This is a genomic window from Mesorhizobium ciceri biovar biserrulae WSM1271, assembly GCF_000185905.1.
GTDB classification, from domain to species: Bacteria; Pseudomonadota; Alphaproteobacteria; order Rhizobiales; family Rhizobiaceae; genus Mesorhizobium; species Mesorhizobium ciceri.
In genome coordinates this window covers 3,274,184-3,294,479 of sequence record NC_014923.1, presented here as the reverse complement: position 1 = coordinate 3,294,479, position 20,296 = coordinate 3,274,184, and the positions used below count along the sequence as shown (strand labels likewise).

Genomic DNA, 20,296 nt, shown 5'->3' with positions numbered 1-20,296 from the left:
CCTTTCACGCCGCTTCGCCGCCGCGGCCGCCTATGGGGCTGTCCCCGTCAATTTTAGAAACTGTCTCTCAACCACTGACTCATGCGATGCAGTTTTCCGCCCGTTCCGGTCATTTTGAGACCGGAAATTCCTTTCGCCGGATGGCTCTCGAAGCTCGCCATCTGCGGGTAGATCAGAAGCCCCACCGCGGCCGAGAAGGCCGGCCCCTTCGCCGCTTCCGGCAGGCCGGCCACGCCGAGCGGGCGGCCGATGCGCACATTTCGTCCCAGGATGCGGCGCGCCGCCTCCGGCAGGCCGGCAAGCTGGCTGGCGCCGCCGGTAAGAACCACACGCTTGCCCACTGCATTGCCATAGCCGGACTTGTTCAGCCGGTCGCGCAGCAGTTCGAGCGTCTCGTCGATGCGGGCGCGCACGATGCGCGTCATCACCGAGCGCGGGATCTGCAAGGGCACGTCGCCATCGTCACCGATCGGCTGGATCGAGACCAGGTCGCGATCGTCGGCGCTGCCGGGCAGCGCCGAACCATGCATCACCTTCAGCCGTTCGGCGGCATCAAGCGAGGTCGACAGCCCCTTGGCCATGTCCAGCGTGACATGATTGCCGCCGATGGCGATGGCGTCGCCATGGACGAACTTGCCTTCCGAAAACACCGAGATCGTCGTCGTGCCGCCGCCCATGTCGATGCAGGCCGCACCCATTTCCAGCTCGTCGTCGACCAGCGCCGCCAGCCCGCTGGCATAGGGCGTCGCCACCATGCGCTCGACCGACAGATGCGAACGGTTGATGGACAGCTCCAGATTGCGCATCGGCGCGGCGTCGCCGGTCAGCACATGCATGTCGACGCCGAGTGCGTCGCCGACCATGCCGCGCGGATCGCGCACGCCGCGTTCGGCATCCAGCGAGAAGCCGACGGGAAGCGAATGGATCACTTCGCGCTCGGCCTTCAGCGCCTGCTTGGCGCCAGCACCGAGAACGCGCTTGATGTCGGCCTCGTCGGCCTCGTGGCCGCCAAGATTGATGGTGGCGGAGAAGGCTTCGCTCTTCAGCCGGCCGGCCGTCATGTTGACGATCAGCGAATCAACCGTCAGCCCGGCCATGCGCTCGGCAGCGTCGACGGAAAGGCGGATGGCATGCTCCGCCCTGTCGAGATCGACCACGACACCCGACTTCACGCCTTGCGACTTCTGATGGCCGATGCCGATCACCTGGATCCGGTGCGAACGGCCGCGCAGCAGCTTGCCGTCATCGCACGGCTTGAGCTTGGCCACCATGCAGCAGACCTTGCTCGAACCGACATCCAGCACCGTCAGGGTGCCAGACCGGCGCGACGCGGCATCGCCAGGACTGCCAAGCCAGCTCATATCTTCGTCTCCGGCTTGCGCTTCAGGCTCTTGGGTTTCTCGTTGAGGGCGGCTTCGCGCTGCGTCGCCGCTTCCGCCGTCAACTGCACGACCAGCCGGTCCGTCAGGCGCATGTCGACGGCGGCGATGTCGCGCGACAGCAAACCGCTGTCATGATCCATCTTCACGAGTTCGGCGAGCGCCTGATCCTCGTCGTCCTCGGGAAGCTTGATGGTGATGCCATTGTCCAGCTTCAGGTCCCAGCGCCGTTCGCCGACACGGATATAACCTTTGATCCGGTTCGCGAGCTCGGGATATTTTTCGACCTTGGCCAGGAAATCGGGCGCGCTCGCCGGCGCGCCGGTGCCGATCAGCAGCGGCAGAAGCACCTGCTTGCCGCCCGAGAACGGCGCGATCATGGCGCCATTCCTCTCGATGACCGAAAGCTCGTCACCCTGCTGCCAGAGCGCGAAAGCCTCACGCTCCTCGACACGCACTTCCAGCGTATGCGGGTAGACCTTGCGCACCGCCGCGACCTCGATCCACGGCAAGGTCGCAATTCGTTCCCGCGCGGCCTCGGCATTAAAGCCGATCAGCGACGTCCAGCCGTCGAGTTCAAGCCTGTCGAGTATATCGATTTCCGAGGTCTGGCGATTGCCCACCACCTTGACCTGATCGACGGCAAATCCGGTACGGGCGGTGATGCTCTGCACGATACCGTCGACATGACCGCCGAGATAGGCGCCATAAGCACTGCTCGAGAAAATCAGCACGGCCGACATCATGGCCGCGGAAAAGCGCGGCGCCTGGAATTCCCCGACACCGAGGCGCGCCATAATGCGCACCGGGCGGCGCAGCATCCGCGGCAGCACGAAATGGTCCAACGACAACGACAGGCCGAACAGCGCCGGACCGGCCGCGCCCCTCTCCCTACCCTGTCCCCATTTCAACGCAGACACGAAGCGTCCTCCACCATCCAACTCAACAAATCGCCAAACGAGTGCCCGGCATGGGCGGCGATTTCAGGCACCAAGGACGTCGGCGTCATACCCGGCTGGGTGTTGACCTCGAGCCAGACAATCTCGCCGTTTTCGGAATGCCGATCGTCATAACGGAAGTCCGACCGGGAAACGCCCCGACAGCCGATCGCTTGGTGAGCCTTGAGCGCCAGTGTTTGTATTTTTTGGTAAATATTCGGTGAAACTTTTGCGGGGCATTCGTGCTTTGATCCCCCGGCGACATATTTTGAATCATAGTCATAGAAGGAATGGCCGGTCGGGATGATCTCGCAGACCCCCAGCGCCACATCGCCCATCACCGCGCAGGTCAGCTCCCTGCCGTGGATGTAGCGCTCGACCATGACGGTATCGCCATATTTCCACTCCGACGAGCCAAGAACCTGCGGCGGATGCGACTGGCCTTCATGCACGATGACGACACCAAAGCTCGAACCCTCATTGACCGGCTTGACCACATAGGGCGGCTTCATCGGATGCTTGTTCTGGATGGCGAAGCGGCTGGCGACCTTCGATTCGGCGACCACGATGCCGACCGACTTGGCAACCCGTTTGGCCTGCTCCTTGTTCATGGCCAGAGCCGAGGCGAGCACGCCGGAATGGGTGTAGGGAATGCCGAGATATTCGAGGATGCCCTGGATGGTGCCATCCTCACCAAAAGGGCCGTGCAGCGCATTGAAGGCGACATCGGGCTTGAGCTCGGCAAGCACGGAGCCGACATCGCGCCCGACATCGACGCGGGTGACCTGGTAACCTTCCTTCTCAAGCTCATCGGCGCAAGCCTTTCCGGAGGACAGGGACACGGGCCGCTCGGACGAAAAACCACCCAGCAGGACGGCCACATGCTTGTTTTTCATTCCCCGGCATCCCCTCTCTCACGGCGGACCAAAACCAGATTTTCCGCAACATTGAGTCAGAGTCTCCCGGCAGGTTGCCCCCAGACGGAAAACGCTGAAAACGCGTCGAACGACTCAAATCAGGAAACGCTTTCGAGCAGAGAATCAGAGAGTTGATTCACTGGCAAGTGCTTACGATTCCGAGAGATTCACTTTCTAAGAAAATGGATGCGAAAAGCGTGTCGTTGAGTCTTTGCGGCAACGGTCGCGGACCGTTTTTCGCCTCGTTGAAGTTCATGCATCACATGAACTTCAACGAGGCGCTAGGTGTGTCGAGATTCAGGTCAGGCCGAGTCGAAAACGATGACTTTCGAGAACCGGAGCGGAGCATCACCTGAATATCAGCGCACCTTAAAGGAGCTGCCCGAGAAACTCCTGAACGGCATGCCCTGGCCGGAAATTGCCGATGCGCTTGATTTCCCATTGCAGCCGGATACCGGAATTCTCCAGCACCCGCGTGCGCACCGTCTCGCCGAGATATTCAAGGTCGTAGCCGGTCGCGGTTCCGGTGTTGATCATGAAGTTGCAATGCATCGGCGACATCTGCGCGCCGCCGATCATCAGGCCGCGGCAGCCCGCTTTGTCGATCTCCTTCCAGGCCGATGTGCCGTCGGGATTCTTGAAGGTCGAGCCGCCGGTCTTCTCGCGGATCGGCTGCACGGTCTCACGATGGTTCTGCACGGCCTCCATCGCAGCCTTGATGGTCGCCCTGTCCTCGGCAAAGCCTTCGAACACGGCGGAGGTGAAGATCAGCCCGGAGGGAGCCGCCGAATGGCGATAGGCGTATCCCATATCGGCATTGCTCAGCGTCTGCACATTGCCCTTGCGATCGAGTGCTCGCACTTCGATGACGCGCTCGCGCGTCTCGACGCCATTGGCGCCGGCATTCATTCGCAGCGCACCGCCGATTGCACCCGGAATGCCGTGGTAGAAATGAAAGCCGCCAATGCCGGCCTCGAGCGCCACCGCTGCGACGCGCTTGTCGGGGGTCGCAGCTCCCGCCTTGATCCTGATTGGCGAAATCACCTCGGCATCGCCGAAGCCCTTGGCCGAAAGCCGAATGACAAAGCCCTCGATGCCGCCATCGCGGACCAGAAGGTTGGAGCCGACGCCGACGACCGTCAGCGGTATCTCTTCGGGAACGGCTTTCAGGAACGCGGCAAGGTCCTCCTCATCGGCCGGCTGGAACAACGCTTCAGCCAGCCCCCCGGCACGGAACCAGGTGATCTTGTCCATCTCGGCGTTCGGCGTCAGGCGGCCACGCAGGCCGGCAAGCCGGTCGCCAAGTCTGTCGATCAGGGCCTGGCCGTGCATCATGAGACGGTCCCGCCAAGCTCCTTGGGCAACGCATAGGCCCATTGGGTGATGTTGCCGGCTCCAAGGAAGACGACGAAATCGCCCGGCTTGGCCAGATCACGGACGATGGGCGCAATCGCCGCCGGGCCCTCGATGTAGCGCGCGTCGCGATGACCGCCGGCGCGGATGCGCGACACCAGCGCGTCCGAGCTGACGCCGTCGATCGGCTCTTCGCCGGCCGCGTAGACCGGCGCCACCATTACTGTGTCGGCGTCGTTGAAGCAGGTGGAAAACTCGTTGAACAGATCATGCAGCCGGGTGAAGCGATGCGGCTGGGCAATGGCGATGACACGACCCTGGGTGGCGCTGCGCGCCGCCTTCAGCACCGCCGAGATCTCGACCGGATGGTGGCCGTAATCGTCGAATATTTCGACGCCGTCCCACGAACCGGTATGGGTGAAGCGGCGCTTGACGCCGGCGAAGGACGACAGGCCCTTCTTGATCGCCTCGGCCGACAGGCCGAGTTCGTGCGCGACCGCGATTGCTGCCGTCGCGTTGGAGACGTTGTGACGGCCGGGCATCGGCAGGCGCAGGCCTGCTATGACAGTCTGGCCGCCGGTCTTGCGGTCGCGGATCACCACGTCGAATTCCGAAATGGCACCTGACATGCGGTGATTGGTAAAGCGCACGTCGGCCTGCGCATTCTCGCCATAGGTGATGACCCGGCGGTCCTCGATGCGGCTGACCAGCGCCTGCACTTCGGGGTGATCGGTGCACATCACGCCAAAACCGTAGAACGGAACGTTCTCGACAAACTGGCGGAACGCCTCGCGCACCTTGTCGAAGCTGCCATAGTGGTCAAGATGCTCGGGGTCGATGTTGGTGACGACCGCGATCTCGGCCGGCAGTTTCAGGAAGGTGCCGTCGCTCTCGTCGGCCTCGACCACCATCCATTCGCCGTCGCCCATGCGGGCGTTGGTGCCGTAGGCATTGATGATGCCGCCATTGATCACGGTCGGATCGAGCCCGCCCGCATCGAGCAAGGTCGCCACCATCGACGTCGTCGTCGTCTTGCCATGCGTGCCGCCGATCGCCACCGCCTGGCGAAAGCGCATCAGTTCGGCCAGCATCTCGGCCCGGCGCACGATCGGCAGCAGCTTTTCGCGCGCGGCCTTCAGCTCAGGGTTGGATTTCTTGATCGCCGTCGAGACGACCACCACCTCGGCATCGCCGAGATTCTCGGCCCTATGGCCGACGAAGCATTCAATGCCCTTGTCGCGCAGCCGCTGCACATTGGCGCTTTCGGCCTGGTCGGACCCTTGCACCTTGTAGCCGAGATTGTGCAGCACTTCGGCAATGCCGCTCATGCCGATGCCGCCAATGCCGATGAAATGCACAAGGCCGATGGTCTGCGGCATCTTCATGCTTGCGTCCCCTTCCTGAAATCCGAAACGGTTTTTTTGGACGCAATAGCCTCTGTAAGATCGGCGAGCAACCGTGCCGCGTCCGGCCTGCCGGCCGATTTCGCACCCGCCGCCATCGCCGTCAGCCGATCGGGGTCGTCCATCAGCCCGCCGACAAGCGCTGCGATGCGTTCGGACGAGAGCGAGGATTGCGGATGCACTTCGCCGCCGCCGGCAGCGGCAAGGGCCGCCGCGTTCGCCGCCTGATCGTGATCGAGCGCATGGGGGTAAGGCACCAGCAGCGCCGGCCGGCCGATGACGGCGATCTCCGAGACGGTCGAGGCGCCGGAACGCGAGATCACCAGATGAGCGGCCGCCATGCGTGCCGCCATATCGGTGAAGAAGGGCGAGACCTCGACGGCGACGCCAAGGGTGGCATAGGCCGCCTTGACCCGCGCCACGTCATCGGCGCGCGCTTGTTGGGTAATGACCAGCCGTTTGCGCTGGGCGTCGGAAAGCAGCGCAATGGCTCCCGGCACGGCATCGGAAAAGAATTGGGCGCCCTGGCTGCCGCCAAAAACCAGCAGGCGGAACGGTTGATCCCCGGCAGATGCCGCATAGGCAGTCTTGGCCGCTTCCAGCACCGCAGGCCGGACCGGATTGCCTGTTGTCACCGTCTTGACCCCGGCTGCACTGCTGTCCTGCGGCAGGAAGCCGCCGGCGATCGCGTCGACACGGCCGGCCAGCGCCCGGTTGGCGCGCCCCATCACCGCGTTCTGCTCATGGATCAGGGTCGGTACCTTGCGCCGTGTCGCCGCGTAGAGCGGCGGCAAGGTTGGATAGCCGCCGAAGCCGACGACGGCATCCGGCTTGATCCTGGCGATGACGGCAGAAGCCTGGCGCACGCCGCGCCAGATTTTCCAGAAGGCACCAAGCAGGGCAAAAGGGTTTTTCGAGCCCATCGTCGCCGACTGGATCGGGTGGACGGCGGCAGCCGGAAAATGGCCGGCGAAACGCTCGGCACGGTCGTCGGTCGCCAGGTGCACCGACCAGCCGCGCTCGTTCAGCTCATGCGCCAGCGCCTCGGCCGGGAAAAGATGCCCACCGGTGCCGCCTGCCGCGAGAAGGATGACGCCTCTGGCCATATCACTCCGCCGGCACGGCGCGTTGCGACAGGCCAAAGCCCATCTGCTTGCGCTTTTCCGGCCGCTTGCGTGTCAGCGCCAGCACCATCCCCATCGAGATGGCGATGGCGATCTGCGAGGAGCCGCCATAAGAGATGAACGGCAGCGTCATGCCCTTGGCCGGCACAAGCTGGAGGTTGACGCACATGTTGATGACCGCCTGCAGGCCGAAGACGGTGACGAGGCCGCCGACCGCGTAGCGGGTGAAATCGTCATGCTCCTTCAGAGCCGTGTTGAGGCCGCGCAGCACGATGAAGGCGAATATCGACATGATGAAGAAGCACATGATCAGCCCGAACTCTTCGCCTGCGACCGAGAAGACGAAGTCGGCATGGCTGTCGGGAATGACCCGCTTGACTGTGCCCTCACCTGGTCCGACGCCAAACCAGCCGCCATTGATCAGCGCGTCGCGTCCCATATCGACCTGGAATGTGTCGCCTTCGCCGGTAAGAAACTTGTCGATGCGCAAGGCAACGTGCGGGAACACCGTATAGGCGGCGAAAACGCCGCCGACGCCGGCGGCACCCAGCGCAACGATCCACAGCCAGGGCAGCCCGGCCATGAAAAACATGATGCCCCAGGTGCCGGTCGTCAGCATGGTCTGGCCGAGATCCGGTTGCGCCACCAGCAGCGACACGACCAGTACCAGCAGCAACATGGCGAACAGATTGCCGGGAATGTCGGGCTGGCGCTTGTGCTCAGCGAAAAGCCAGGCGCACATGATGACGAAGGCTGGTTTCAAAAATTCCGACGGCTGGATCGACAGGCCGGCAAGCGACACCCAGCGGCGTGCGCCCTTCACCTCGACGCCGATGTAGAGCACCGCCACCATCAGCACCAGCATCAGGCACAGCATGATCAGCGCCATCCGCCGGATCTGCCTGGAATCGAGGAACGACACAGCCAGCATCACGCCGAGCGCCGGTACGGTGAAGATGATCTGCCTGGTGGCGAAGTGGAAACTGTCGAGGCCGATGCGTTCGGCGACCGCCGGGCTCGCCGCGAAGGACAGCACGATACCGAGGCCCATCAGCGACAGGAACGCCGCCAGGAACCAGCGATCGATCGTCCACCACCAGGTCGCAACCGGACTTTTGTCGAGACGGCTCTGCATTATCGTGCCCCTCCGATGGGTTTCACACCCTCGATAGCATTCGCAGCTTGCCTGAAGGCTTCGCCGCGAACTTCGAAATTCTTGAACTGGTCGAAGCTGGCGCAGGCCGGCGACAGCAGCACCACCGCCTCGCCGCTGTCGTCCTTAGCCGCATCATGCGCGGCGTGCTCGACCGCCGCGGCCAGCGTGCCTGAAATCTCGTAGGGCACGGCCTCGCCCAGCGTCGCCGAAAACGCCGGCGCCGCCTCGCCGATAAGATAGGCCTTGGCGATGCGCGGGAAGAAGCCGCGCAAGGGTTCGATGCCGCCTTCCTTGGGCAGGCCGCCGGCGATCCAGTAGATGCGCGCGAAGCTGGACAGCGCCGGCGCCGCAGCATCGGCATTGGTCGCCTTGGAATCGTTGATGAACAGCACATGGTCCTTGCGGCCGACCTGCTCCATGCGGTGCGCGAGGCCGGGAAAGCTTTCCAGTCCCGACTGGATTTCACCAAGCTCCAGCCCGATCTTGAGACAAGCGGCGACCGCAGCCAGAGCGTTCTGGGCATTGTGCTGGCCACGCAAGGAGCCGATGCCTTCGAGGAAGGCGACACGGCTGTAACGGCCGTGCACAGCTTCCATCAAATTGCTGCCATCGGCGAAATAGCCGTCGGTCAGCGGCAGGCGCTTGGAAATGCGGATGACATGCCGCCCCGCCCGCTCCAGCCGCTCGGCAATCTGCGCGCACCAGGAATCGTCGATGCCGACGATCGCCGTCTCGCTGCCGGCCACCAGCCGCTCCTTGATCGCGGCGTAGTGCTGCATGGTGCCATGGCGGTCGAGATGATCGGGCGTCAGATTGAGCAGGATGCCGGCCGTCGGATTGATCGAGGGCGCGAGGTCGATCTGGTAGGACGAACACTCGACGACATAGTGCCGATCGGGCTCGGGCGGATCGAGCGTCATCACCGCGCGGCCGATATTGCCGCCCATCTGGGCATCGCGTCCCGCGGCTTTCAGGATGTGCGCGGTCAGCGCGGTCGTCGTCGACTTGCCGTTGGTGCCGGTGATGGCGATGAAAGGCGCTGTCGGCGCGCTCAGCATCCGCTCGCGGCAGAAAAGCTCGATGTCGCCGACGATCTCGACGCCTGAGCCGCGCGCCAGTTCCACCGTCCAATGCGGCTTGGGATGCGTCAGCGGCACACCAGGCGACAGCACGAAGGCCGAGAATTTCGCCCAGTCGGCGCCGCGCAAATCAGCGGTCGCGATACCGGCAATGGCGGCCTTGGCCACACTGTCGGGATTGTCGTCCCAGGCCAGCACGTCCGCGCCGCCCTCGATCAGCGCGCGCGCCGTCGCGATCCCCGAGCCACCAAGCCCGAAGAGCGAAACGCGCTTGCCTGAAAAGGATGCGGCGGGGATCAAAGGGCTTCCTATCTCAGCTTGAGGGTCGACAGGCCGACCAGCGCCAGGATGACGGCGATGATCCAGAAGCGGATCACCACCTGGCTTTCGGTCCAGCCGAGCTTTTCGAAATGATGGTGGATCGGCGCCATCAGGAACACCCGCTTGCCGGTCATCTTGAAGTAGCCGACCTGGATGATGACGGACAGGATTTCGACGACGAACAATCCGCCGACGATGACCAGCACGATCTCATGCTTGGTGGCGACCGCGACGGTGCCGATCAGGCCGCCCATGGCCAGCGATCCGGTGTCGCCCATGAAGATCGCCGCCGGCGGCGCGTTGAACCAGAGGAAGCCGAGGCCAGCGCCGATGACCGCGCCGAGCACGACCGCCAGTTCACCGGTGCCGGGCACGAAATGGATCTGCAGATATTCGGCGAACACGGCGTTGCCGGAGAGATAGGCGATGACGCCGAAGGAGGCAGCCGCGATCATGATCGGCACGATCGCCAGGCCGTCAAGGCCGTCGGTCAGGTTCACCGCATTGCCGGCGCCGACGATGACGAAGCAGGAGAACGGAATGAAGAACCAGCCGAGATTGACGATGAATTCCTTGGCGAAGGGAAAAGTCAGCGACGACGAGAACGGCGCCTGGCCATTGTGCATGATCACCCAGGCGGCGATGCCGGCGATGACGAATTCCAGCGCCAGCCGTGCCTTGCCGGAAAAGCCGAGATGCGACTGCTTGGTGACCTTCAGATAGTCGTCGTAAAAGCCGATCGAGCCGAAGCCCAGCGTCACCAGCAGCACCACCCAGACATAGATGCTCGACAGGTTCGCCCACAAAAGCGACGAGCCGATGATGCCCGACAGGATCATCAGCCCGCCCATGGTCGGCGTACCGGCCTTCTTGAAATGTGTCTGCGGCCCGTCGGCGCGGATCGGCTGGCCCTTGCCTTGCCGCAGCCGCAGCGAATTGATGATGGTCGGTCCAAAGATGAAGACGATCAGCGCCGACGTGATCAGCGCGCCACCGGTGCGGAAGGTGATGTAGCGGAAGACATTGAAGACCGAGACCTTGTCCGCAAAATCGACGAGCAGTGTGAACATGCGCTTTCGTCCCCCGACCTAGGTCTGTTTTCTGGCTGTCGATTCAGCCGGGAACTTGCCCAGCAGCGCATCGACCAGTTTTGCAAAACCGATGCCCTTCGACGATTTGATCATCACCACGTCACCCGGCTTGAGCGCGGCAAGCAGCACCGGCTTCAGCTCCTCGACACCGGCGCGGTATTCCGTCTTGATGTCAGCCGGCAGCGCTTCGGCCAGCGCCCGCATTTCCGGGCCGCCAAGAAAAACGGTCTGCGTGCCCGTGCCGACGATGAGATCGGCAAGGGCCGCATGCAGCTTGGTCGAATGGTCGCCGAGTTCGAGCATGTCGCCGAGCACGGCGATGCGGCGGCCCTCGCCCGTCACCGGCGTCGCGTTGAGCAACGCCATCGCAGCAGCCATCGATGCCGGATTGGCGTTGTAGCTTTCGTCGATCAGCGTGATCAGTCCACCGGGGTGGCTCGAAGTCGAACCACCGGGATGGCGCAGCACATGGCGCTTGCCGCGCCCGCGCTCGGCGGAGAGATCGGCCAGTGCTGAAGCAACCTTGTCGAGATCGGCGCCGACCAGATGCGCCGCACCCAGCACCGCCAGCACGTTCTGCACCATATGGCGACCGGGCGCGCCGATCCGCGCCGTCACTTCGTGGCCGCCGATCCTGGCGGTGATGTCGGAATGATCGGCATGCAGTTCGCATTTGGTGAGCTTGAAGGTAGAGCGCGCATTCTCGCCGAAGCCGTAGACGTGCTCGACACCGGCGGCATGGGCCATCTTGTCGAGCAGCTTGAATCGGGCATCGTCGCGGTTGAGGACGGCGGCCCCCTCGGGCTCCAACCCCTCGAAAATCTCGGCCTTGGCCTTGGCGATCTCGTCCAGATTACGGAAAAAGCCGAGATGCGCCGCCGCGATCATGGTGACGATGGCGACATGCGGCCTCACCATCTTGACCAGCGGACGGATCTCGTCGGGATGGTTCATGCCGATTTCAAACACGGCATAGTCGCAATCATCAGGCATCCGCGCCAAGGTCAGCGGCACGCCCCAGTGATTGTTGAAGGACTGCGCCGAGGCATGCACCTTGCCTACGGCTTGCAGCACATGGCGCAGCGCTTCCTTGGTGGTGGTCTTGCCGGCCGAACCGGTCACAGCGATGATTTTCGCGCTCGAGCGGGCGCGCGATGCAACTCCAAGCTTTTCCAGCGCGACCAGCACGTCCTCGACGACGATGATCGGCGCTGTCAGCCGGCCGAGCGACGGCAGCTTGCCTTCGGCCACCACCAGCACGCCAGCGCCAGCCTTGATGGCGGCGGTTGCGAAGTCATGGCCGTCCATCGCCTCGCCCTTGATGGCGAAGAAGGCGTCGCCCGGCTGCAGGCTGCGGCTGTCGATCGAAATGCCTGAAATGCCATCCGGCATCGGCCCGAGCGGCCGCCCGTCCATGGCGGCAACCAGCGCTTCGGAGGTCCACAGCAAGCTCATGCTGCGCGCTCCGTGAGTGCCGCGCGGACTTCCTCATGATCGGAGAAATGCAAGGTCTCGGAGCCGATCGTCTGGCCTTCCTCGTGGCCCTTACCGGCCACGATCAGCGTGTCGCCGGCATGCAGCATGGCGACCGCTTCGTGGATCGCCTGGCGCCGGTCGCCGATCTCGATGGCACCTGGAGCAGCGGCCAAAATAGCGGCACGGATCGTTTCCGGCACTTCGGAGCGCGGATTGTCGTCGGTGACGATGACGACATCGGCAAGCCGCGTCGCGATTTCGCCCATGATCGGCCTTTTTCCCCGGTCGCGGTCGCCGCCGCAGCCGAACACGACGATGACGCGGCCGGTGGTGAACGGCCGCACCGAAGCCAGCACGTTTTCCAGCGCGTCCGGCTTGTGGGCATAGTCGACATAGACCGGCGCGCCATTGCCGGTGGTGCCGACGAGGTCGAGCCGGCCCGGCGCGCCCTTCAGTTTCTCCAACGCCATTAAGGCCTTGGCGACAGGTGTTCCCGTGGAAATGGCAAGACCCGCCGAAACCAGCGCATTCGAAATCTGGAAATCACCGGCCAGCGGCAGGTCGATCTCGTAGAGCACGCCGTCGGCCTCGACTTCGGCCCGCTGGCGGTGGCGTTCGTGCTCGACCCGTTTCAGCCTGAGGAAGTCGCCATGGCGGCCGACCGTCAGCACATTGAGCCCGGCAGCCTTTGCGGCCACGGTCGTCGGCGCCGACCATGGATCGTCGGCGAAGATCACGGCCGGCGCGCCCTTCGGCAGCAACGTGTCGAACAGGCGCAATTTGGCGCGGTGATAATCCTCGATGGTCGGATGATAATCCATATGGTCGCGGCCGAGATTGGTGAAGCCGCCGGCGGCCAGCTTCACGCCGTCGAGGCGGCGCTGGTCGAGCCCATGGCTGGAGGCTTCCATCGAGGCGTGGGTGACGCCGGCATCGGCCAATTCCTGCAGCAATTGATGCAGGGCGACCGGATCGGGTGTCGTCAGCGAACCATAGTCGTTGCGCCCAGGCGCCACCACGCCGGTGGTGCCGATCGAAGCGGCGGCATAACCGGCTTGCTCCCAGATCTGCCTGGTGAAGGCTGCGACCGAGGTCTTGCCGCTGGTGCCGGTCACCGCGACCATGATCTCAGGCTGCTTGCCGAAATAGCGTGCCGCACTCTGCGCCAGCGCCAGGCGCGGATCGTCGACCGCCAGCACCGGAACCGGGAGCCCGGCAATGGTGCTGCCCTTGCCCGCCACGATCGCGGCCGCACCGCGCGCGGCGGCATCTTCGGCATAAACGGCACCGTCGGCCTTGGTTCCGGCGAGCGCAAAAAAGACAACGCCCGCTTTTACCTGGCGGGAATCCGAAGAAATCCCTGTAACCTCCAGATCGACGGAAGCTATTCCCTCGACGGGCAGGATACCGGCTAGATCTCTGAGCTTCATCGAGTCCCGTTCACCGCAACAAAATAGCGCGCTGTTGCCGGCGCGCCCTAAGAATCACTGATAGGAAACCAGCGTTGCACCATTTTCATGGCTGAAATCTGGCTTCACGCCAAGCATGGCAGCTGAACGCCTGATGATATTGCCGGCCATAACCCCAGCATTCGCAGCCGCGACATCCGTCATGCCGGGCTTTTCCGGGTGCGGGGCATCGGCAATGGTAAACACCAGATACTGCGGATCGTCCATCGGGAAGGCGGCGACGAAGGTGTTGAAATTCAAGTCCTTCGAGTAGCGGCCATTGATGACCTTCTCGGCGGTTCCGGTCTTGCCGCCAACGCGGTAGCCGGGGACTCTGGCGTTTCTGGCAGAGCCCTTTTCGGCATTGAGCGAATAGAGGTAGCGCATGCCTTCGACGGTCTTTTCGCTCACCACTCTCTTGGCGGTGGCCATCGCTTCCGCCTGCGTCCGCACCAGAAAGGTGGGGTTCATCAGGAAGCCGCCATTCATCAACGCCGCGCAGCCCACAGCCGCTTGCAGCGGCGTCGTCGACACGCCATGGCCGAAGGCGATGGTGAATGAATTGACCTGTTTCCAGACCTTCGGTTCAGTCGGACGGGCAGTCTCCGGCAATTCGGTCTGCATCCTGTCCAGAATGCCAAGGCGATGCAGGAATTCGCGATGCCCCTCGATGCCGACCATCTCGGCTTCCCTGGCCGACCCGATGTTGGACGAGTAGAGGAACACCTCCGGCAACGACAGCACACGGTTCTTGCCGTGGAAATCGTGAATGGCCTGATGGCCGACCCGGATTGGATGCGAAGCATCGAAGCGGCTCGCCATCGTCGCTTTGCCGGAATCGAGCGCCATGGCTGAGGTGAAGCTCTTGAAGGTCGAACCCATCTCGTAGAGGCCCGCCGACATGCGATTCAGCCGGTCCTTGTCTTGTGCGTTGTAGGGATTGTTCGGATCAAAATCCGGCACCGAGGCCATGGCCACCACTTCGCCGGTCTTGACGTTGAGCACAACGGCGCCGGTGCCCATGGCACGATAGCGCTCCAGGCCGGCGGCGATCTCGTCGCGCACGACATGCTGCACGCGCAGATCGATCGAAAGCTTTACCGGCTTGAGATCCTTGGCAATGGCAAGGCCCGACGCCTGCAGGTCGCTCAGCCCCTGCTCGTCGACATATTTCTCCATGCCGGAGATGCCCTGGTTGTCGATGTTGGTGAGCCCGACAATGTAGGACGAGGTCTCGCCGCTCGGATAGAAGCGGCGCTTTTCGGTGCGGAAGCCGAAACCGGGAATGCCGAGCTGCATGATGTCGGACTGTTGCTTGGGCGTCAGCTGCCGCTGCAGCCAGACGAAACCGGCGCCGCTCTTCAGCTTATGGTAGGTCTGCTCATAGTCGATGTCCGGAAGCACCGTCGACAGCTTCTCGATCGCCTCGTCGGCGTCGACAATCCGGCGTGGTTCTGCAAACAGCGACGCCGTCTTGATGTCCGTGGCCAACACTTCGCCGTTGCGGTCGACGATGTCGGGCCGCGATGCCGTCACCCGGCTCTGCGGACCGCCCGACATATCGGGGGTCTGGAAGCCGAGATAGACCAGCCGCCCTGATATGGTCGAGAAGATGCCGAAGAACACCGCCATCGTCATGACGATGCGCGTCCTGCCCTTGCCGCCGGTCGCCTTGCGGGCGCCCTCGACCACGATCGATCCATCTTCACTCGTCCTGGCGCGACGTTTCAGCAGTTTACCGATCATTGGGCGATGCCTCCGGTCACCACGGGATCCCTGCCGTCCGACGGCGCCTTGCCGCCCGAACTATCAGCCATGCCGCCCTGGCGTCCCGACAAGATGTCCTGGATGTCAAGGGATTTGGCCGGCAGGTCGCCGACACCGCCGATCTGGCGGGCGCTGACCGGCTCGAGTTCGAGCTGCGACTTGTAGAGTTCGGCGAGCTTCTGCAGCCGCGACGGCTGGGTAAGCAGGCTCCAGTCGGCCTTGAGCAGGTCGATCGTGTCCTCCTCATAGCGTATCTGCGCATGGATCTTCTGCACGGCGGCCAATTGTTCCTCGGCCTCGCGCTTGGCCTTGTAGGTAAGGGCCGCGACCGCAACCATGACGGCGATCAGGACAATGTCGCTGGTACGAAACACTTAGCTACCTCTCCCCCGGCCGGTCGATACCGGGAAGCTTTGGAAGGCCGAAAATCGAAAAGTCGCTGCCGCGCGCCGGCGCCTGGGTGCGGACCGCCGCGCGTAGCCTGGCCGAACGGGCGCGCGGATTGGCCGCCACCTCGGCGTCGCCGGCCGTCACGCCGCCGCCCGCCTTGCGGAACGTCGCGGTGCGCGCATGCGCCTCGGGCAGGTGACGCGAGCCGGTCGCGACATCGGCCCGGTCGGCGATGAAACGCTTGACGATGCGGTCTTCCAGAGAATGGAAGGTGACCACGGCGAGCCGTCCGCCCGGCTTCAGAGCGCGTTCGGCCGCAAACAGGGCCTTGGCCAGTTCGCCAAGCTCGTCATTGACAAAAATGCGCAGCGCCTGGAAGACGCGCGTCGCCGGATGGATCTTGTCCTTCGGCGCCCGGCCGATATGCGTCTCGATGGCGTCGGCGAGTTCCAACGTGCGCTCGAACGGGCGCTTTTCGCGGCGCGCCTCGATCATGCGGGCAATGCGTCCGGCATGGCGCTCCTCGCCGAGGAAGCCGAAGATGCGGGCAAGATCGCCCGGCTTGAAGGAATTGACGACGTCGGCGGCGCTGAGGCCCGATTGCGCCATGCGCATGTCGAGCGGCCCGTCGGCGCGGAACGAAAACCCGCGCTCCGCCTGGTCGAGCTGCATCGAGGACACGCCGATGTCGAGCACGATCCCGTCGGCGCTCTCGACATGTTCGTCCAGCGTCGAGAACGGCGCCTGCACCAGCCGCAGCCGACCACCCGACTGCACTTCAAGATCGCGCCCGGCCGCAATGGCATCCGGATCGCGGTCGATCGCCACCACGGAGGCGCCTGTCGCCAGAATGGCCCTGGTGTAGCCGCCGGCGCCGAACGTGCCGTCGATGATGAGGTCGCCCTGCGCCGGCACCAGTGCTTCGAGCACTTCGGCAAGGAGGACCGGAATGTGGCGGGCCGATCCGCCAACGGCGTGCCCATCTACGGCGCGAGGAAGGTCATCGCCGTGGCCTGCCGTCATTCCGGTCGCTCCCCAGGCTTCGTCCCCTGCCGAAGCTGCAAAAGCCGTGCCCGCGCCTGCGCCCCATAGGCGGCAAGCCGTCCCGGCTCCCAGATCTGAAAGAAATTGCCGCGCCCGACAAAGGCCACTTCCGCCGAGATGCCGGTGTGTTCGCGAAGGAAATCGCTCATCGTGATGCGGCCGTCCTGGTCGAGTTTCAAGAAGGTTCCGTCGCCATGGCAGAAGAACGACATATCGTCCGCCGTCTGCAGGAAGGGATCCTCGAGCGCTATGCGCTGCTCGTAGCGGTCGAGCAGGTCGAGCCCGCCGACATCCATCGCCGGCAGGTCCAGGCAGCGCAGCGCATAGAGTTCCGAATAGCCGCGCTTCTGCACGACGGCACGGAAATGCGCGGGAACGGACACCCGCCCCTTCGCATCGATCCTGCTCACCGTGTTTGACAGAAACCGGTCCATTAAACGCTACAGCCGCTTGCGCCGCCGCACCCCTCTGCATCTTGTCGCACGCGCCGCCGCAGCGCGTTCCCTGCCCCGTATCAGCCTCGTCCGCACAGGCAAAAACCAGCAAACGCGCAGCCGCCGCGGCTGCCCGATTGGCGTACGCTTTACCCTGACACGGAACGAAGGCTTTGATGTCTGGATGGGATATCATGGGGCACTATGGGCGTCAACGGGAATAGGCTTCACAAACACGCGCGCCCCGACCAAAGAGAGCAGCCGTGACGACACGTCTCGTCTTTATGGTCTATTAAGCCTAACGAAGCGTTTAGAGCCGCCTGGCCCAACCGGACGCGCCTTGCCGCGAGCCGCTGCCGGGCATAGCGTCTCGCCACATCCAGCCGGTCACCAACAGGGTCTGAAATTCGATGTCTGAAACAGCAAAGTCACGCGCTGCAGCGCTTCCTCACCTGCGTCGCAGCGGGCTTGCCATGGGCGATTCCATTCCCCTGCCGCTGACCATGGCCGCCATCTTTCATGCGCCCGGCGACGCCACCGGCTTCAACCAGTACGGGCGATTCAGCAACCCGACCTGGGACGCGGTCGAGCATATGCTGGCCCATCTGGAGGACGCGCCCTGCGTCGCATTCCCTTCCGGAATGGCGGCAATCTCGGCGGCGTTTTTTGCCGTGCTCAAGGCCGGCGACCGTATCCTGCTGCCATCGGACGGCTATCACACGACACGAGCGCTGGCCGAGCGCTTCCTCAAGCCGCTCGGCATCACCTATGATGCCAGGCCGACTTCGACCTTCCTCGATGGCGGCTTCGATGGCTATCGGCTGGCATTTGTCGAAACCCCTGCCAATCCGGGGCTGGATATCTGCGATATCGCCGCCGTTGCCGATGCTGTCCACAAAGCCGGCGCGATCCTTGTGGTCGACAACACGACCATGACCCCTCTCGGCCAACGACCGCTCGACCACGGCGCCGACATCGTCGTTGCCGCCGACACCAAGGCACCCAATGGCCATTCCGACGTGCTGTTCGGCCATGTCGCCAGTCGCAATGCCGATATCATCGCCGCCGTGACCGGCTGGCGCGAAGTTTCCGGCAGCATTCCCGGTCCGTTCGAAGCCTGGCTGGTGCACCGCGGCCTGGAGACACTGGATGTGCGCTTCGATCGCATGTGTTCCTCGGCGGAAGTCATCGCGCGGCGACTGCAGGGCCACAAGGCAATCAGCGGCCTGCGTTATCCCGGGCTTGAAGGCGACCCGTCGCACAACCTAGCCCGCGCCCAGATGGAGCGCTTCGGCTTTCTCATCTCTTTCGAACTCGCCTCGGAAGACAAAGCCGAGGACTTCATCAACAATTGTGCCCTGATGCAGGCCGCGACATCCTTCGGCGGCGTCCACACCTCCGCCGAGCGGCGCCTGAAGCGAGGCGATGCGGTCTCCGCCGGTTTCGTCCGCCTCTCGGTCGGCTGCGAGCCGGTGGAAGAGCTCTGGAAAGCGATCGAGACGTCGCTGGACGGGATCAGCGGCTCCCGGCTCGGATGAACGGCCGGACAGGCTTGAATCAACAGGCGCGCCCGAGGGCGCAACCTGCTGATTTCAAGAGATTTCTGTTGATATCGGGGGAGAGAAATTGCCAGCTGGCCTGTAAGCCGGGTTCTGTATGGCCCTCGTCCCTTGCGAGGCGAGAACGTGGCGGCCATTCATCTTGGGCGCATGTTGCCATGCGCCTCACGCAACCTACCCGGACGGTGAGCCGGAAACAGCCCTCGAGGGTTTCCCCTCGCACCGTCCCTATTCGGTCTTGCTCCCGGTGGGGTTTACCGTGCCGCTCCTGTTGCCAGTCGCGCGGTGGGCTCTTACCCCACCCTTTCACCCTTGCCCCGAATCCGGCAAGCCGGATCGTGGCGGTTTGCTTTCTGTGGCACTTTCCCTGGGGTCGCCCCCGCCGGCCATTAACCGGCACCGTGTTTCCATGGAGCCCGGACTTTCCTCACCCACGACCTTTCGGCGTTTGCGGGTGCGGCCGCCCAGCCAGCTGGCAGAGCGTATAAAGGGGTTCACGCCCGAAAACGCAAACGAAAAAGCTGACTTATGCGGGCGATCCAAGCGCAGCCATCTGCACCTTGACCTTGCCGCAATAGGCTGCCGACACGGGGTTCATCCGCGTTGCGGCGTGCCCGGCATTGTATTTCAGAATGGTGCCGCAGGTCGTGCCGCCACCGAGGCTCCGTGCCATGGCAAGGTATTTCATGCCGTATTTGATGTTGGTGTCGGGATCGAACAGGCCCTTGGCGGAGCCGCTATAGCCCATCATCCGAGCCGTGGCCGGCTTGATCTGCATCAGGCCGATCTCGCCGGCGCTGCCGACGATGTTGGGCCGGTAGTTGCTCTCGATCTTGATGACCGCCGAGGCGAGCGACACGGGCACGCCTTCGATCGCCGCATAGCGGGCAACGATTGCGGAATACTGGCCGCTGCTCGCCACCGCGGCCGTCGACTCCGCCGCGTTCCTGAGGCCGATCGATGCCGTTCTCGTCATGTCGACGGTCTTGCGGCCGCGCTTCGTCTGCCTTTTGGCGATGGACTTCTTCGGTTTGGACCAGCTTGCCTTTTCCGCTTTGGCGGAAGCCCGCTTCGTCTCCGCTTTGGCGGATGCCTGCTTTGTCGCCTTGGCGTCGTGGCCTGCCTTGCCGCTTTTTGCGGATACCACGGGAAACCCTTGATCGGCCCGCGGGCTGAATGACGCTGCATGCGCCGCACTGAAGGCAAAAGTCATTACGCCGGCAGCAAGAGCTGCCGTTAAAACGGTAAATTTCTGCATGTGATCCTGTTCTGTCTGAACCGCGCGAAGATGTTCACGCAGCAACGCCTAACCAACGTCGGAACAACCCGGGGGGGCTTGGGGTCCGACATCTACACGTCAGCCGTTTGACGCCCGAATTGGTGTCAAACAAGGCCAGGCAAGTCACTTTGAGTGACA

The 20,296-nt window shown here is 63.7% G+C and carries 17 protein-coding genes and 1 other RNA gene; 1 reads left to right on the top strand and 17 read right to left on the bottom strand.

Features of this window, described 5'->3' with window-relative positions; all coding sequences use genetic code 11:
* Window positions 1-53 precede the first annotated feature (53 nt).
* The 15 genes from ftsA to mraZ all read right to left on the bottom strand — a co-directional run bounded on the left by ftsA (window position 54) and on the right by mraZ (window position 17,320).
* Window positions 54-1,361: a cell division protein FtsA gene (gene ftsA / locus MESCI_RS15885; protein ID WP_013530962.1), complete on the bottom strand. Its 1,308-nt coding sequence runs from the start codon at window positions 1,359-1,361 to the stop codon at window positions 54-56.
* On the bottom strand, window positions 1,358-2,299 hold the full coding sequence (locus MESCI_RS15880; RefSeq protein ID WP_013530961.1) for a cell division protein FtsQ/DivIB: 942 nt from the start codon (window positions 2,297-2,299) through the stop codon (window positions 1,358-1,360). Before MESCI_RS15880 ends, ftsA begins: the two co-directional genes overlap by 4 nt.
* Window positions 2,287-3,213 carry a D-alanine--D-alanine ligase gene (locus MESCI_RS15875; protein WP_013530960.1) on the bottom strand — a complete coding sequence of 309 codons (927 nt, stop codon included), beginning with the start codon at window positions 3,211-3,213 and terminating at the stop codon, window positions 2,287-2,289. Before MESCI_RS15875 ends, MESCI_RS15880 begins: the two co-directional genes overlap by 13 nt.
* Before the next feature lie 390 nt (window positions 3,214-3,603).
* Entirely contained in the window at window positions 3,604-4,569 is a 966-nt protein-coding gene (gene murB / locus MESCI_RS15870; RefSeq protein WP_013530959.1) for a UDP-N-acetylmuramate dehydrogenase, read from the bottom strand.
* Window positions 4,566-5,972, bottom strand: coding sequence for a UDP-N-acetylmuramate--L-alanine ligase (gene murC, locus MESCI_RS15865; protein ID WP_013530958.1), 1,407 nt, complete (start codon window positions 5,970-5,972; stop codon window positions 4,566-4,568). The genes murB and murC overlap by 4 nt, the downstream gene beginning before the upstream one ends.
* Window positions 5,969-7,096 (bottom strand): undecaprenyldiphospho-muramoylpentapeptide beta-N-acetylglucosaminyltransferase, encoded by a 1,128-nt coding sequence (murG, locus tag MESCI_RS15860; protein WP_013530957.1) that lies wholly within the window; start codon window positions 7,094-7,096, stop codon window positions 5,969-5,971. The genes murC and murG overlap by 4 nt, the downstream gene beginning before the upstream one ends.
* Window position 7,097: 1 nt before the next feature.
* Complete coding sequence (gene ftsW, locus MESCI_RS15855; protein ID WP_013530956.1) at window positions 7,098-8,249, bottom strand: putative lipid II flippase FtsW; 1,152 nt, start codon at window positions 8,247-8,249, stop codon at window positions 7,098-7,100.
* Window positions 8,249-9,649 (bottom strand): UDP-N-acetylmuramoyl-L-alanine--D-glutamate ligase, encoded by a 1,401-nt coding sequence (gene murD / locus MESCI_RS15850; protein ID WP_013530955.1) that lies wholly within the window; start codon window positions 9,647-9,649, stop codon window positions 8,249-8,251. Before murD ends, ftsW begins: the two co-directional genes overlap by 1 nt.
* An 8-nt stretch (window positions 9,650-9,657) precedes the next feature.
* Window positions 9,658-10,740 (bottom strand): phospho-N-acetylmuramoyl-pentapeptide-transferase, encoded by a 1,083-nt coding sequence (gene mraY, locus MESCI_RS15845; RefSeq protein ID WP_013530954.1) that lies wholly within the window; start codon window positions 10,738-10,740, stop codon window positions 9,658-9,660.
* 18 nt (window positions 10,741-10,758) lie between these two features.
* Window positions 10,759-12,216, bottom strand: coding sequence for a UDP-N-acetylmuramoylalanyl-D-glutamyl-2,6-diaminopimelate--D-alanyl-D-alanine ligase (locus MESCI_RS15840; protein ID WP_013530953.1), 1,458 nt, complete (start codon window positions 12,214-12,216; stop codon window positions 10,759-10,761).
* Window positions 12,213-13,667, bottom strand: coding sequence for a UDP-N-acetylmuramoyl-L-alanyl-D-glutamate--2,6-diaminopimelate ligase (locus MESCI_RS15835; protein WP_013530952.1), 1,455 nt, complete (start codon window positions 13,665-13,667; stop codon window positions 12,213-12,215). Before MESCI_RS15835 ends, MESCI_RS15840 begins: the two co-directional genes overlap by 4 nt.
* A 54-nt stretch (window positions 13,668-13,721) precedes the next feature.
* Window positions 13,722-15,431: a peptidoglycan D,D-transpeptidase FtsI family protein gene (locus MESCI_RS15830; RefSeq protein ID WP_013530951.1), complete on the bottom strand. Its 1,710-nt coding sequence runs from the start codon at window positions 15,429-15,431 to the stop codon at window positions 13,722-13,724.
* Complete coding sequence (ftsL, locus tag MESCI_RS15825) at window positions 15,428-15,826, bottom strand: cell division protein FtsL (RefSeq protein WP_013530950.1); 399 nt, start codon at window positions 15,824-15,826, stop codon at window positions 15,428-15,430. The genes MESCI_RS15830 and ftsL overlap by 4 nt, the downstream gene beginning before the upstream one ends.
* A 4-nt stretch (window positions 15,827-15,830) precedes the next feature.
* A complete protein-coding gene (rsmH, locus tag MESCI_RS15820) occupies window positions 15,831-16,865 on the bottom strand; it encodes a 16S rRNA (cytosine(1402)-N(4))-methyltransferase RsmH (protein ID WP_013530949.1) in 1,035 nt (344 codons plus the stop codon).
* Window positions 16,862-17,320: a division/cell wall cluster transcriptional repressor MraZ gene (mraZ, locus tag MESCI_RS15815; protein ID WP_013530948.1), complete on the bottom strand. Its 459-nt coding sequence runs from the start codon at window positions 17,318-17,320 to the stop codon at window positions 16,862-16,864. Before mraZ ends, rsmH begins: the two co-directional genes overlap by 4 nt.
* Before the next feature lie 410 nt (window positions 17,321-17,730).
* Between mraZ and MESCI_RS15810 the strand changes: the two genes are divergently transcribed.
* The gene (locus tag MESCI_RS15810; protein WP_013530947.1) at window positions 17,731-18,858 is read left to right on the top strand and encodes a cystathionine gamma-lyase; all 1,128 of its coding nucleotides are present in this window, start codon (window positions 17,731-17,733) and stop codon (window positions 18,856-18,858) included.
* Between the two features lie 87 nt (window positions 18,859-18,945).
* On the opposite strand, the gene rnpB is transcribed toward MESCI_RS15810, so the two are convergent.
* Both rnpB and MESCI_RS15800 read right to left on the bottom strand, forming a co-directional pair.
* Window positions 18,946-19,355: RNase P RNA component class A (gene rnpB / locus MESCI_RS15805), an RNA gene on the bottom strand.
* Between the two features lie 50 nt (window positions 19,356-19,405).
* Window positions 19,406-20,137, bottom strand: a complete 732-nt coding sequence (locus MESCI_RS15800) for a lytic transglycosylase domain-containing protein (RefSeq protein WP_013530946.1) — start codon at window positions 20,135-20,137, stop codon at window positions 19,406-19,408.
* Window positions 20,138-20,296 lie beyond the last annotated feature (159 nt).